Annotated in this window: 13 protein-coding genes; 8 read left to right on the top strand and 5 right to left on the bottom strand. The window is 54.7% G+C overall.

Going from position 1 to position 12,422, the window contains the following annotated elements; translation table 11 throughout:
- The first annotated feature begins 383 nt into the window (after nucleotides 1-383).
- The 4 genes from KF784_02910 to KF784_02895 all read left to right on the top strand — a co-directional run bounded on the left by KF784_02910 (nucleotide 384) and on the right by KF784_02895 (nucleotide 4,823).
- Complete coding sequence (locus tag KF784_02910) at nucleotides 384-1,265, top strand: decaprenyl-phosphate phosphoribosyltransferase (GenBank protein MBX3117987.1); 882 nt, start codon at nucleotides 384-386, stop codon at nucleotides 1,263-1,265.
- Nucleotides 1,265-1,993, top strand: a complete 729-nt coding sequence (locus tag KF784_02905) for an SDR family NAD(P)-dependent oxidoreductase (protein ID MBX3117986.1) — start codon at nucleotides 1,265-1,267, stop codon at nucleotides 1,991-1,993. Before KF784_02910 ends, KF784_02905 begins: the two co-directional genes overlap by 1 nt.
- Nucleotides 1,990-3,405: an FAD-binding oxidoreductase gene (locus KF784_02900; GenBank protein MBX3117985.1), complete on the top strand. Its 1,416-nt coding sequence runs from the start codon at nucleotides 1,990-1,992 to the stop codon at nucleotides 3,403-3,405. Before KF784_02905 ends, KF784_02900 begins: the two co-directional genes overlap by 4 nt.
- A gap of 263 nt (nucleotides 3,406-3,668) precedes the next feature.
- Nucleotides 3,669-4,823, top strand: coding sequence for a PD40 domain-containing protein (locus KF784_02895; protein ID MBX3117984.1), 1,155 nt, complete (start codon nucleotides 3,669-3,671; stop codon nucleotides 4,821-4,823).
- Between the two features lie 70 nt (nucleotides 4,824-4,893).
- Here KF784_02895 and KF784_02890 read toward each other — a convergent pair whose 3' ends face one another.
- Both KF784_02890 and atpD read right to left on the bottom strand, forming a co-directional pair.
- Nucleotides 4,894-5,301 carry a F0F1 ATP synthase subunit epsilon gene (locus tag KF784_02890; protein ID MBX3117983.1) on the bottom strand — a complete coding sequence of 136 codons (408 nt, stop codon included), beginning with the start codon at nucleotides 5,299-5,301 and terminating at the stop codon, nucleotides 4,894-4,896.
- A gap of 75 nt (nucleotides 5,302-5,376) precedes the next feature.
- On the bottom strand, nucleotides 5,377-6,813 hold the full coding sequence (atpD, locus tag KF784_02885) for a F0F1 ATP synthase subunit beta (GenBank protein ID MBX3117982.1): 1,437 nt from the start codon (nucleotides 6,811-6,813) through the stop codon (nucleotides 5,377-5,379).
- A 479-nt stretch (nucleotides 6,814-7,292) separates the two neighbouring features.
- Here atpD and KF784_02880 point away from each other — a divergent pair, with 479 nt between their 5' ends.
- A complete protein-coding gene (locus KF784_02880; protein MBX3117981.1) occupies nucleotides 7,293-8,018 on the top strand; it encodes a hypothetical protein in 726 nt (241 codons plus the stop codon).
- A 99-nt stretch (nucleotides 8,019-8,117) separates the two neighbouring features.
- Here KF784_02880 and KF784_02875 read toward each other — a convergent pair whose 3' ends face one another.
- The gene (locus tag KF784_02875; protein ID MBX3117980.1) at nucleotides 8,118-8,744 is read right to left on the bottom strand and encodes a PEP-CTERM sorting domain-containing protein; all 627 of its coding nucleotides are present in this window, start codon (nucleotides 8,742-8,744) and stop codon (nucleotides 8,118-8,120) included.
- A gap of 446 nt (nucleotides 8,745-9,190) precedes the next feature.
- Between KF784_02875 and KF784_02870 the strand changes: the two genes are divergently transcribed.
- Nucleotides 9,191-10,000 carry a PspA/IM30 family protein gene (locus tag KF784_02870; GenBank protein MBX3117979.1) on the top strand — a complete coding sequence of 270 codons (810 nt, stop codon included), beginning with the start codon at nucleotides 9,191-9,193 and terminating at the stop codon, nucleotides 9,998-10,000.
- 42 nt (nucleotides 10,001-10,042) lie between these two features.
- On the opposite strand, the gene KF784_02865 is transcribed toward KF784_02870, so the two are convergent.
- Nucleotides 10,043-10,381: a hypothetical protein gene (locus tag KF784_02865; GenBank protein ID MBX3117978.1), complete on the bottom strand. Its 339-nt coding sequence runs from the start codon at nucleotides 10,379-10,381 to the stop codon at nucleotides 10,043-10,045.
- 132 nt (nucleotides 10,382-10,513) lie between these two features.
- Here KF784_02865 and KF784_02860 point away from each other — a divergent pair, with 132 nt between their 5' ends.
- Entirely contained in the window at nucleotides 10,514-10,855 is a 342-nt protein-coding gene (locus KF784_02860; protein ID MBX3117977.1) for a VOC family protein, read from the top strand.
- A 399-nt stretch (nucleotides 10,856-11,254) separates the two neighbouring features.
- Here the strand turns inward: KF784_02860 and KF784_02855 are convergent, their stop codons facing one another.
- Nucleotides 11,255-11,914: a hypothetical protein gene (locus KF784_02855; GenBank protein MBX3117976.1), complete on the bottom strand. Its 660-nt coding sequence runs from the start codon at nucleotides 11,912-11,914 to the stop codon at nucleotides 11,255-11,257.
- A gap of 41 nt (nucleotides 11,915-11,955) precedes the next feature.
- On the opposite strand from KF784_02855, the gene tsaE reads away from it, so the two are divergent.
- Entirely contained in the window at nucleotides 11,956-12,390 is a 435-nt protein-coding gene (tsaE, locus tag KF784_02850) for a tRNA (adenosine(37)-N6)-threonylcarbamoyltransferase complex ATPase subunit type 1 TsaE (GenBank protein MBX3117975.1), read from the top strand.
- Nucleotides 12,391-12,422 lie beyond the last annotated feature (32 nt).

The raw sequence follows: 12,422 nt of genomic DNA, 5'->3' as shown, positions 1-12,422 counted from the left end.
AAGTCACGAAGATTGTGGAATGCTGGGCACAAGGTTTGTGGTTGGGGCAGAAGCTAAGTCCATAAATCAAACCGGGAATGTCACGCAAAGCACGCAATGGGGCAAAGAGCGCAAAGGAGATTCGGCGGAGGTGTTGGGTGTTGGGCGTTGGGCGTTGGGCGCTTGGAGGATTTCTCACAGAGGCAGTAGGGATTGTAGATTGCGGATTGTAGATTGTAGATTGCCGATTGCCGATTGCCGAATGCTGATTGCCGATTACTGATTACTGATCTCTGATGGCTTGATTGTCCCTCCGGTATTCTTACCGGGAAGCTTTTGGCGGGTCTTGGACGTTGCTTCGTTTAAGTCATTGGCGTGAAGATTGCCGTTGACAGAGAGTACAGATGGCGATTATTGCGTTGTTGAGACCGAAGCAGTGGAGCAAGAACCTGCTCGTCTTTGCCGCCTTCATCTTCACGGGCAAGTTCAACGATCCAGATGCAGTTCGTTTGGTGCTGATGGCGTTTGCTGCGATGTGTTTGGCGAGTTCAGCGATTTACGTCTTTAACGATTTGCTGGATGTGAAGCGGGATCGCGAGCATCCGACCAAGAAGAACCGGCCCATCGCGTCTGGAAAGGTGTCTCCTGCACTGGCTGTAGGGATTGGGGTTGTGGCTCTTGGGGCAGGAATCGCGCTTGCGGGTGCGATTAACACCACGAGCGTGGTGATTATCCTTTCCTACTTAGCGCTGCAGGTCGCCTACAATGCGTTTTTGAAGCGGACTCCGATAGCGGACGTGTTCTGCATAGCCACTGGCTTCATCTTGCGGGCAGTCTTGGGAGCGGCGGCGATTTCGGTGTTGATCTCGGGGTGGCTGCTTTTCTGTACGGGGGCTTTGGCGCTGATGTTGGGTTTTGCCAAGCGTCGGAACGAGTTTATTGTTCAGGGCGAGAATCGAACGAACAGCCGGGAGAGTTTGGCGGGGTATTCGAAGTCGGTTCTTGATGCCTTGGTGATCATGTCGGCGACGGGTGCGGCGATGTGTTACGGAATCTATTCGATCGAGAGTCCGACGGCAAAGAAGTACTCCGGGCTCGTTTTGACCTCGTTTTTCGTTTTCTATGGGATTGCACGTTATGTGCTGTTGGTTTTTTCGAAGGATGAGGGCGGGGAGCCCGCGGATGTTCTCTTTAAGGACCCGCATATGCTGGGCAGTGTTTTGCTGTTTTTGGTGAGCGCGGTGTTTGCGATTACGGGTGGACAGATACCGCTGATAGAGCGCTGATGGATTCAACGAAGAAAGTGATTGTGGTCGGGGCGTCGTCCGGGATCGGCGCAGAGTTGGTGAAGCTGCTTGCCGAGCAGGGGGCGACGGTTGCGGCCGTTGCACGTCGGAAAGATCGGCTGGATGAGCTTGCAAAGTCTTACGATGGCAAGGTGCTTGCGTTCGCTCATGACGTCACTCATTACGATGAGATTCCGGCGCTATTTCAAGAGATTACCAAGCAACTTGGTGGGCTGGACATGATTATCTACGCTTCGGGTGTGATGCCTGAAGTGGCATGGCACGAATACGATTTTGCGAAAGATCAGGCGATGATCGACGTCAACTTAACTGGTGCGGTCGCATGGCTGAACCAGGCGGCGATCCGGTTTGAGAACACGAAGTCGGGAACGATTGTGGCGATTGGGAGCGTTGCCGGGGAGAGAGGCCGCGCAGGGCAGCCGGTTTATAACATGACCAAGGCCGCTCTGAAAGCCTATATGGAGGCTTTGCGAAACCGGCTGACGCGGTATGGCGTGAAGGTTGTAACGATCAAGCCGGGGCCGACGGAGACCGAGATGACGGCAGCATTGCATTTGAAGGGCGCGATGACTGCGCGCAGGGCGGCAGAGTTGATTTTGAGAAAGAGTCGGAAGTCGGGCGAGCATTATTTGAAGTTCTCGCATAAGGTGATCTTTGCGATCATCCGCAACTTCCCGAGCAGCATCTTCCACAAGCTGAAAGTATGAGTTCTCTCCCCATCTCTCCAGAACGGATTGCGCGGATTGCCGGGTTCGGCATGGGCAGCGCGGCGGATGGATATGTCTTTCGTCCGACCTCGGTTGAGGCTGTGCAGGAGGTTTTCAATCTTGCTGCCGAGACGGGGCGCAAGGTGGTGCTTCGTGGTGCGGGGCGGAGCTATGGGGATGCCTCGATTCTTCCAGAAGCTCTCGTTCTTGATATCACGAAGATGAATCGGATTCTGTCGTGGGATTCGGAGTCGGGCGTGATTGAGGTTGAGGCGGGGGTGACGATCGAGGGGCTTTGGCGGCATACGTTGGAGGATGGCTGGTGGCCTCCGGTGGTGAGTGGGACGATGTATCCGACGCTGGCGGGGGCGCTGGCGATGAATATTCACGGGAAGAATGCGTTTGCGGTGGGGCCGATAGGGAATCACGTTTTGGAGTTTGATTTGGTGGTGCCGACGGGCGAACTTCGCACGGTGAAGAACGGTGACGAGCTGTTTTTCGCGGTGATCAGCTCGGCGGGGTTGTTGGGGGTGATCACTCGGGTAAAGCTCCAGATGAAAAAGGTGCATTCGGGGGATCTGCGGGTGCTGCCGATCAGCGCCGCGGGTTGGGATGAGCAGTTTGCGACCTTGTTGGAGTTTGACGATAAGGCGGACTACATGGTGAGCTGGGTGGACTGCTTTGCCAAAGGTTCCAAGGCTGGGCGGGGGCTGGTTCATGTTGCCTGGTATCAGGATGAAGGCTCTGAGTTTCCGAGCAGCTTTAAGCAGAGCCATCAGGATTTGCCGGATACGGTGATGGGTTTTTTGCCAAAGTCGATGGTGTGGCGGTTTTTGAAGAAGCTGAACCGTCGGTGGGGGATGCGGAAGCTGAACTGGGCGAAATACGCGGCTTCGAAGAAGTTGGGCAATGGGAAGCCGATTTCGGAGAGTCTGGTTGGGTTTTCGTTCCTGCTTGACTATGTGCCGAATTGGCGGTGGGCGTATTTGCCGGGTGGGTTTATCCAGTATCAGAGCTTCGTTCCCAAGGAGCATGCACCGCGTGTCTTTGCCGAGCAGGTGCGGTTGATGCAGGAGGCCAAGATGGAGGCTTTCTTAGGGGTGTTGAAGCGGCATAAGCCGGATGACTTTTTGCTTTCCCATGGTGTTGATGGATTCTCCTTGGCCTTGGATTTTAAGGTGACGGCGAAGAATTGGCCTAGGGTCCAGGCGCTTTGTCATAAGATGAATGACCTCGTTTTGCAGGCTGGTGGGCGGTTCTATTTTGCAAAGGACAGCACTTTGCGACCAGCGGATGTGAGGGCGTATTTGGGTGAGGAAGTTTTGGCGAAGTTCCGGGGTTTGAAGCGGGAGTTGGACCCTGATGGGTTGCTTTACAGCAGTCTTGCTGAGCGGGTTGAGTTGTTGGGGTAGTTCGGTGCCACTTCTCGAGGGCGTTGTCTTTCCCGCAATTGCCGATGAGACTTTCCACCATAAGCGGTTCGCTCGCAGAGACTCAACTGTCAATCGTCAAAGCAAAACCGCAGATTGGAGGAGACCCTCCACCGCAAGCGGTGGAGGGATGGGAAGCGATGAATCGCTTCTTTGAAAGCGCGAATAAATTCGCGCACTCCCAAAGTGGAACGACCAGGGACCGGTGAGGACCAAGAGCATTTGTGCCGACAATTCCCGTAGAAATGCTTGGTTCGAACACTATTTTCAAAGGGAAGCGGATTCGTTTGCAGCCCACAGTGGCATTCTTTGCTTTCGTGCTTGGTGCAGCGATTATTGGCTGCGGAGGCGGTGGCGGTGGCAGCAGTGCACCGACGACAGCGACGGCCACCGGCGGTGCGACGGGCGGCGCTACTACTGGCAGTACGGCAACGACGGGGAGCTCAGCGACAACGGGGAGCAGCGCTACGACCGGCACGACCTCGACGACGGGAACTTCGTCTACCACAGGCTCCACAACCGGTTCGACAACGGGCTCAACAACTGGCTCAACGACAGGCAGTACGACCGGCTCGACGACGGGCAGCACGGGTGGCGCTTCTGGATACTTCGTTTTTTCGTCGGACGTTAGCGGTTTTTACGGCATCTATAAGATGAACGACAATGGCACCGGACGCTCACAGATCAGTACGGGAACGATTGATGCGAGCGACGCGGCGTTGAGTTTCGACGGTTCGAAGGTTGCTTTTGTGGCGACGGACATCTTCCGAGCGCTTTATCTTGTGGATGCGACCGGTGGCACGGCAACACTGCTTGATGGTGGAGCCTTTGACAGCTTTGATCCGAGCTTTTCGCCTGACGGAACGAAGATCTTGTTTACATCGAACCGGAACGGGCTGCCGCAACTCTATCGCATCAATGCGACGGGGACAGGACTTACTCAGCTCACGAGTCTTGCGGATGGCGCTTATCAGGGACGCTACAGTCCGGATGGCACGAAGATCGTGTTTGTGGGTGGCAGTACGAGCGACGATATCTATGTGATGAATGCCGATGGGACGGGGATAACCCAACTGACGAGCCACTCGTCGGACGAGAATCAACCGGCTTGGAGCCCCGATGGGGCGTCGATCACCTATGTTCGCGACTATGGTCCAGGGGGCAACCCGAACGGGCAGATCATGAAGATGACGGCGGCGGGTGGTAGTCAGACAAGGCTTACGAATACCTCACAGTTTGATGGTGAGCCGTCGTATAACGCAGCTGGGACAAAGATCTTCTTTACACGCGAGCTTAACGGATTCCGCGAGGTGATGAGTATGAACCCTACGGGTTCTAGTCAAGCTCCGTTGACATCCGATTTGGCCTTTGCCTTAAAACCTCGAGGTCCGGGGCTGTAACCGAGTTCTCCTGAAACTGAAACGGGCGATCCATATTTGGATCGCCCGTCTTCTTTTGGACAGAGAGTTCTTATTGGTTCTTGGCTGCTCGGACGCGAGTCATGGCTCGGTCGAGCGCGGCTGTGGCCTCTTCTGAGGTCATGCTGCTATCTTCGCCTTTGAGCGCTCGTCGGGCCTTTTCAAGGGCTTCTTGGGCGCGCTGAATGTCGATCTCGTCGGCTCGCTCGGCTGCATCAGCGAGGATGGTGACCTTGGTTCCGACGACTTCGGCGAATCCGCCACCTACGGAGATGTAACTCCGTAATCCGCTGGGGATCGTGTACTCCATGACTCCGGCTTTGAGGGCGGCGATCATGGGGATGTGTCCGGCCTGGACACCGAAGTAGCCTTCGGCACCGGGAATGATGACCGAGACTGCTTGATCCTCGACCACTGAGCGGTCGGGTGCGACTACGGATAGATCGAATGCTTTTGCCATGGGTTGAATTTTCTCCCTCCCCCAACCCCTCCCTCATCAAGCCTTCGGCGTTGACGAGGGAGGGGAGGGCTGGGGTTACGCCATTGCGCGAAGCTTGGCTGCCTTCTCCTTCACTTCTTCGACGCCGCCACAGTAGAGGAACGCCTGCTCTGGGTATTCGTCGAGCTCTCCGTCTACGAGCGATCGGAAGGCATCAACCGTTTCTTCGACCGTTACGTATCGGCCTGGGTTACCGGTGAACTGCTCGGCAACGAAGTTCGGCTGAGAAAGGAATCGCTCAATCTTTCGAGCACGGGCTACAACCTGCTTGTCATCGTCGGAAAGTTCGTCGATACCGAGAATCGCGATGATGTCTTGCAGCTCTTTGTATCGCTGGAGGACTCGCTGAACTCGGAGAGCAACGTCGTAGTGCTTGGCACCAACGATGTTGGGATCGAGGTTCTTGGACGTTGACGCGAGCGGGTCAACCGCCGGGTAGAGACCCTTGGAAGCGATGGATCGCTCCAGGTAGACGTATGCGTCAAGGTGAGAGAAGGTTGTTGCCGGAGCGGGGTCGGAGGAGTCGTCGGCAGGAACATAGACTGCTTGAACCGACGTGACCGAACCCTTTGTGGTGGAAGTAATTCGCTCTTGCAGAAGTCCCATTTCTGTCGCCAGTGTGGGCTGGTAGCCAACGGCGCTGGGCATACGTCCGAGAAGCGCGGAGACTTCGGAACCGGCTTGTACGAATCGGAAGATGTTGTCTACGAAGATAAGAACGTCCTGTCCAACTTCGTCACGGAAGTACTCGGCCATGGTCAGAGCGGTAAGAGCAACGCGGAGACGGGCTCCGGGCGGCTCGTTCATCTGACCAAAGACCATCGCTGTTTTGTCGATAACCGACTTTTCCAAACCGTCTTTGTCAGTGAACTTCGCGTGCTGCATTTCCAGCCAGAGGTCGTTTCCTTCGCGGGTGCGCTCGCCAACGCCAGCAAACACCGACACGCCGGAGGCTTCAACCGCGATGTTTCGGATGAGCTCTTGGATGAGAACGGTCTTTCCGAGACCCGCACCGCCGAAGAGTCCAACCTTACCGCCTTTGTTGAAGGGGCAGAGGAGGTCAACAACTTTGAGTCCCGTTTGCAGAAGTTCAACTTTAACGTTCTGATCGGTGAAGCTCGGGGGAGCGCGGTGGATCGGCAGAGTCGGGGTGTCTACGAGGTCGCCACGGTTGTCGATGGGTTGTCCGAGTAGGTTGAAAACTCGTCCCAGCGTCTTTTCGCCGACGGGTACGGTGATGGGCACACCGAGATCGGATGCCGACATACCGCGTACGAGGCCATCCGTGGTGGACAGGGCAACGCATCGGACGATTCCATCCCCAAGGTGCTGCGCGACTTCGCATGTCAAGTCGATGCTTCGCGAAGCATCCACAACCTTGACGGCATTGAAAATTTCTGGGAGTTGATCCGTATCGAATCGGCAGTCAACAACGGGTCCCAATACTTGCACGACGGTGCCTGTTCCTGGCATGTAAAAACGTTCCTCCGAGAGCTTGAGTTCGGCTCAGTCTGGTCCGACTGGCAGTCCGCGAGATTATACCCCTGAGGTCTGCTTTTGAGAACCCGTCATAGGCCTGATTGATAGCTGGGAGCGATGAGCTATGAGATTGGAGCCGAGAGGGAGTAGCTTGGAGTGGGCTGGGAGCTGGGAGCTGGGAGTAGGGAGTGAGGGTCTAAAGCTTGAAGCCTGTTTAGGGGTCCGGGCTACCGATGTAATAGCACTTGCTTGACTGCTTTCGACCTCTTTGATCGGGCTGAATTTGGGCTCAAGAAGGCTCCGATGTGGTACAATTACACTAATTTTGCGGGGGCTTAACCCTTTGCAGTTCATCCATTTATTTTTTTGGAGCGCGGAGATAGGCGGGAAGCTGGCTTGAATTGACAGCGCCCGGACTTGAATCGAACACCTAAGCGTGTTCGTCTTAAATTAACACGGATGTATGTGGCATTATGAGTAAAAGAACACTATTTCTTACGGTATTTGCATTGGTGGGAGCCACCGCTTTTGCCGCAGACAACGATAAGTTGCCCGAAGTCGGAGCCAACTTAGAAAATGTAGCGGGCACACCGCAAACGGTCAAGGGTACGCGAACAGCGTTGCGGTTAGCAAACTCGCTTTGGGGGCCGACGGGGTTGATTTTCATCCCGACGGCTTACACGACCGACAGCAAGGCCTTTGGTTGGGGCGTGGGCATGACCAAGGACTTCAGCGCGGGGAGCATTAACTACGGCATTTTGCGCGACATCGAAGTTGGTGGCGCTTATGTTGATCGTGTTGGGATGTCGAACAAATCGATCGCCAATGCGAAGGTCCACATTATCCCGAGCAATTTCGACTGGTTTGAGATTGGGGTTGGAGTAATGGACGCGGTTGATGCGATCAACCAGACGTTTTATTTCGTGGGATCGGCTGATGTGTATGTGCCGGATTTTGCGGCGCAGCGAGGCGCTGTTGGTCTGCGCGTTCATGCTGGCGCGGGCACGGGATACTTTAGCGAGAAGCCTTTTGGTGGCGCGGAGTTGCTGTTCGACCGTGGCTTTAGCGGCATCGGCGAATGGGACACGAAGAACATGAACCTTGCTCTTCGCTATGCTCACAAGGATGAGTTCTTTGTGGAGATCGGTTCTTACGCTTCGAAGGCGATGTTCAAAATGAGCTACACGATGCGGTTTTAGACCGATCAGCTTGACGAGTTAACAAAGACGAACGGGTCGGCTTCCTGGAATCCAGGAAGCCGACCCGTTCTTTTTGCTACTGAGGGTGGGGTTGCAGGTTTAGCCAGTGCGCTTCTTGCGGCGTCGCAACAGCGCCAGAGCGCCGATTCCGAGGACAGCCATGGATGTTGGTTCCGGTACGGGCGTCAGTTTGCCCGATTGTCCACCAGGAATGCCTTGCAGGTGGATCATCGCTTTACGCGCTGTGCCTGCCGACATCACGTCGAAGCTGCTCTCGGTGAGGCCAGTTCCGGTGATGAAGAAGCTCATCGACTCGCCGGGCTCAAGTCTGGCGAGACCACCGTTTGCGTTGGACGTGCCGAACTGCATCTCGAAGTCAAAGCTTGAGCTTGCATCGTTATGTCCGTTTTGGCTGAACGAATGGCTGCTGTATTGCGGGGGAGAACCGATCAGCGTCAAGTTCAGGTTTCCGGGAAACGGAGCGATGTTCATATACAGTCGTGTGATGAACTGTCCTGCTGTAGAACTCGCATTGTGGGTGAACGTGAAGTCGACGCGGTCCGATCCGTTTTGGGTGCCGACCAGCGTTGCCCATGGGGCAGTACCACTCGGGGTCGAGCCCGTTGCGAGTACCGAGAAATCAAATTGAATAGCAGCAGACGCCGTCGTTGCTGCCGTCATTGTGCCAAGCATTACACCAACCGTTAGAATCGTTTTCATTTTCATAGTTGCATCCCCGTCAGAAGCTAATAACCTGTATCCTTCAAGCCGCAGGCCAAACATAGCTCTGCCGAAATAAACTCACAAAATTGCGGGGAGATTCGGGACCACATGCCCGTCTGGAGGCTATTGCCACCCAAAAAACAGAGACAAGAAGACGCCGCCGAATGTCTGCCGCCGTGTGATACTGTACCCGCCCCCTTTAGTTTTGCGGACTAATTTGCCCGCTCGGCCATCTGGTTTGGGGACATAGGGTCGTTTTATTGACACTATGCTCAGCTCACGTATTGTTGACTATTGTTGTCCCAGCGATGTTCGGATTGAGGCGAAAAATCTCATGAAATCTCGGTATCGGGCGTGTTTCTCGCACAAATGCCTGTTTTCCAGAGCCCGATGAAACCCGATGTGCAATAATTCCCGTACCCTTAAAGTTAAACCTTCGTGGGCTGAACATGAAACGATTTTTCCGATGGCTCAAGGCGCTGTTCAATCGCGGGATGGACAAGCTAGAAGATCCAGATATGATGCTGGATCAGGCACGGCGCGATATGCAGGAGGCGATGGTCTCCAACCGCGAAAAAGCTGTCCAAGCCATAACACAGCGAAACCGATTGGCTGGGATGCTCGACGAAGCGAGGAAGAAATCCGCGCAGCTTGAGCGTCAGGCCGAGACTGCTTTGAAGCAGGGCAACCGCGATCTTGCGCGTCAATTCATCCGTGAAAAGGCGAACAATGACGTGGTGCTTGGTCAGCTTGAGGCGAGTCATGCCCAAGCCGATGAAGCGGTGCAGAACGTCAAGGTTGCTATCAAGCGACAAGAAGAAGAGGTTCGCCGCAAGACTGCGGAAGCCCTCGCTCTGAAGGCGCAGTGGAAGCAAGCCCAGATTCAGAATTCTATTTCGAAGGCCCTTGAGGGGCTCACTTTTGAGAACCAGTTTGAGGGATTTGGCGCAGCTTCCGAGAGGATCAAAGAGGCTCAGGCTGAGGTTTCTGCGCGCAATGAGATGATGGCCAACAGTCTGCAGGGCAAGATCATGCAGATGGAGGACCAGTCGATGGATATGGAGGCCGAGGCCGAACTTCAGAAGATGGAGGCGCGGCTAGGGATGAACCAGGCATCGACGACTCAGGCAAGCGAAGAGCAGGTTGTGGTGACGGATGGTGGCGGCACGGCATCGGCTGAGCAAACCCCAGAAGCGCCGATGTCGGAGATCGACAAGCAGCTTGAAGAGCTTGAGAAGCGGGTTAATCCGGGCAGTTAGGCTGCAATCATCGTTTGTGAAGCTGAGCAGGCAGAAGCCTGCTCAGCTTTTTTTATCGCGTCGAGTTTTGATCAGCAGATAGATTGAGTAGGGTGCAATCAAGATATTGACAGGGACGATGAATATCGTTGGAGGGAAGGACGGAAAAAGCAGCACTACTGCCAATCCAGCTAATCCGAGAAGCGATTGGAGCACGTATCCGGCAGGGTCTTGACGATAGATTCCCCACGCAGACGCGAAGCTGGCAAGAATGTATGGCACGGCAAAGATCAGCCAGATCGCGTAGGCCCCGCCGAATTGAAACGCACCGATGATGGAAAAGGCGGCTGCGAATACGATCAGGTACGGCACGCTTTCTGCGGAGCTGGTTCTTACTTTCATGTCGATACTTCGATGCGGCGCACTGTACGCTTTGTTGGGTTGCGGCTTGATTGTCGCTGCCGCATAATGAGGGGCGAAGGGTTTTGTACCATGGTCAATTCTGTTAGCACTCTACTCTGCCAGGTGTCCGATATGGATCGAGCGGTTGGCTTCTATCGCGATGTTTTGGGCTTGTCGGCGGGATATACGAGCCCTTACTGGAGCGATTTTAGTTTGGGTGATCTCAAGATCGGGTTGCATCCGCCTTTTGATGGATCAACTGCGCCCTATGCGATTCGGGGCAAAGGCTGGATTATCGGGGTGGGCGTGGACGACATCCTTTCGTTTAGGGCTCGGCTGCAGAATGCGGACGTTTGGGTGGCGGATGAGTTTCACGACATTCCCGGCGGGGTCGTTCTCGATTTTGAAGACCCGGACGGGAATGCGCTCCAGGCGATGCAGTCAGGCGTGAGTACGAAAGACTTGAAGGAGTAGATAAGTGCTGGGAGCTAAGAGCGAGGAGCTGGGAGAACCCGAAACTGCAGTTACGGTCAACCTCCAGTCTAGCGTTTGGGGGCACTCCTGACAGTTCGCTTTAGGTTTGTGAAAGCGTCTTTGGGTTGAGTAAGGAGTGGGATGTGCGCTCGACCGAGGTGCCACCCCCACCTCGGTCCTCCCCCGTCGAGGGGGAGGATGACGATTTTTCAAGAGATGGGTCTTTGCTGATTGTAGATTGTAGATTGTAGATTGTGGATTGGAGATTGGGGATTGGGGATTGGGGATTGGGGATTGTAGATTGGAGATTGGAGATTGGAGATTGGGGATTGAAGGCTGCTAGCTAAGGAAACTTAGCCCCCCAATCGGCGTTCGCTTTTCGGGGGAGAAACGGACGGTCTACTTGATTCGGAACGTTGCCATGATCTCCGGCGCTCCGGCGATCGCGGACTCGTTATTCGTTGCCACGAACTTGACGATCCAGCGATTATCGTCATGGCAGAGGACGTAGTATCTTTCGAACACTTCGTCACCCGAGATATTCACGGTTTTTGTTGTGAATTCCTCACATGGTCCGATCGGGAGTTGCAGCGTTTGCTGCGAAGTGATGGATTTGCCGAGGCCATCTTTTTTGATTGCGGCTTGATCTTTGAGCAGAGCAGCTCCGATCTTTTCATGCTTGAAGACGATCTGGGTTGAGACTTCGCCCGCAAGCATTCTTGATCCTTGGTCGAACAGAACAAGCCCGGTTTCGGTTGTGGTTGGTCCTTTGGGCTTGGGCGGATCGGGCTGCATAGTACGGCTTGGTTCATCGCTCATCATATTGCTAAAATCCATATCCATGCCGGTGCCTGCGAAGGGACTTAGCTCCGACTTGAGAACCCAATTCGACGGAGCGCAGATGGTAAACCCGTCCTTGGTAACGGTGTGCAGCCGCCAATACTCCGGTGTGTTGAGCGGCACATTGGTCTCAAGCATCGTGACCTCGCCTTTTTTGCATCCGGGTGCGACCAGGCAGATCATGACGCCGAACATAGCGATTAGGGTTGAGTTTTTCATGTTTTTGGTCTCAATTTCGATGATCGCGGTACATTACGCAGGTGTCCGATTCTGCGTTGCGTATAGAAATTCCTTCTGAAGAATCGATGCGCGCATTTGCGGGTGAATGGGTAGGCCGGTGGGGGGCGGGGGTAACCGTGTTGTTGAGTGGCGAATTGGGTGCGGGGAAGACGACTTTTGTGCGTGGAGTTTTGGAGGCTTTGGACTACACTGAACCCGTACGATCCCCTACGTTTGACCTTATTCAGGCTTTTGAAACCGACCCTCCGGTAATGCATGCCGACCTTTATCGAGTGGAATCTGCAAAGGGGATTGGGCTTGAGGACTATTTAGAAAGTCATTTGTGCTTTGTGGAGTGGCCTGATCGTTTGGGGAGTCTCATTGCTACGACGGCTTGCTGGCAGGTTCAGATAGAGTTTTGGGGTAGTGGACGGAGGGTCACGATCATCCCCCCGGACGGAACTTCGGGAGCCTAATTCGGGTTCGGTAGAGACAGGTAGAATCGGTC

Source organism: Fimbriimonadaceae bacterium (assembly GCA_019638775.1).
Classification (GTDB): domain Bacteria; phylum Armatimonadota; class Fimbriimonadia; order Fimbriimonadales; family Fimbriimonadaceae; genus JAHBTD01.
Note: the sequence above shows the minus strand (reverse complement) of the source record. Positions and strands in the feature narration are given on the sequence as shown.

Coding starts and splice junctions, on each gene's coding strand:
- KF784_02895 (MBX3117984.1), top strand. CDS start 3,669: ATGCTTGGTTCGAACACTATTTTCAAAGGGAAGCGGATTCGTTTGCAG.
- KF784_02865 (MBX3117978.1), bottom strand. CDS start 10,381: ATGAAAGTAAGAACCAGCTCCGCAGAAAGCGTGCCGTACCTGATCGTA.
- KF784_02905 (MBX3117986.1), top strand. CDS start 1,265: ATGGATTCAACGAAGAAAGTGATTGTGGTCGGGGCGTCGTCCGGGATC.
- KF784_02860 (MBX3117977.1), top strand. CDS start 10,514: ATGGATCGAGCGGTTGGCTTCTATCGCGATGTTTTGGGCTTGTCGGCG.
- KF784_02875 (MBX3117980.1), bottom strand. CDS start 8,744: ATGAAAATGAAAACGATTCTAACGGTTGGTGTAATGCTTGGCACAATG.
- KF784_02870 (MBX3117979.1), top strand. CDS start 9,191: ATGAAACGATTTTTCCGATGGCTCAAGGCGCTGTTCAATCGCGGGATG.
- KF784_02890 (MBX3117983.1), bottom strand. CDS start 5,301: ATGGCAAAAGCATTCGATCTATCCGTAGTCGCACCCGACCGCTCAGTG.
- atpD (MBX3117982.1), bottom strand. CDS start 6,813: ATGCCAGGAACAGGCACCGTCGTGCAAGTATTGGGACCCGTTGTTGAC.
- KF784_02855 (MBX3117976.1), bottom strand. CDS start 11,914: ATGAAAAACTCAACCCTAATCGCTATGTTCGGCGTCATGATCTGCCTG.
- KF784_02900 (MBX3117985.1), top strand. CDS start 1,990: ATGAGTTCTCTCCCCATCTCTCCAGAACGGATTGCGCGGATTGCCGGG.
- KF784_02910 (MBX3117987.1), top strand. CDS start 384: ATGGCGATTATTGCGTTGTTGAGACCGAAGCAGTGGAGCAAGAACCTG.
- KF784_02880 (MBX3117981.1), top strand. CDS start 7,293: ATGAGTAAAAGAACACTATTTCTTACGGTATTTGCATTGGTGGGAGCC.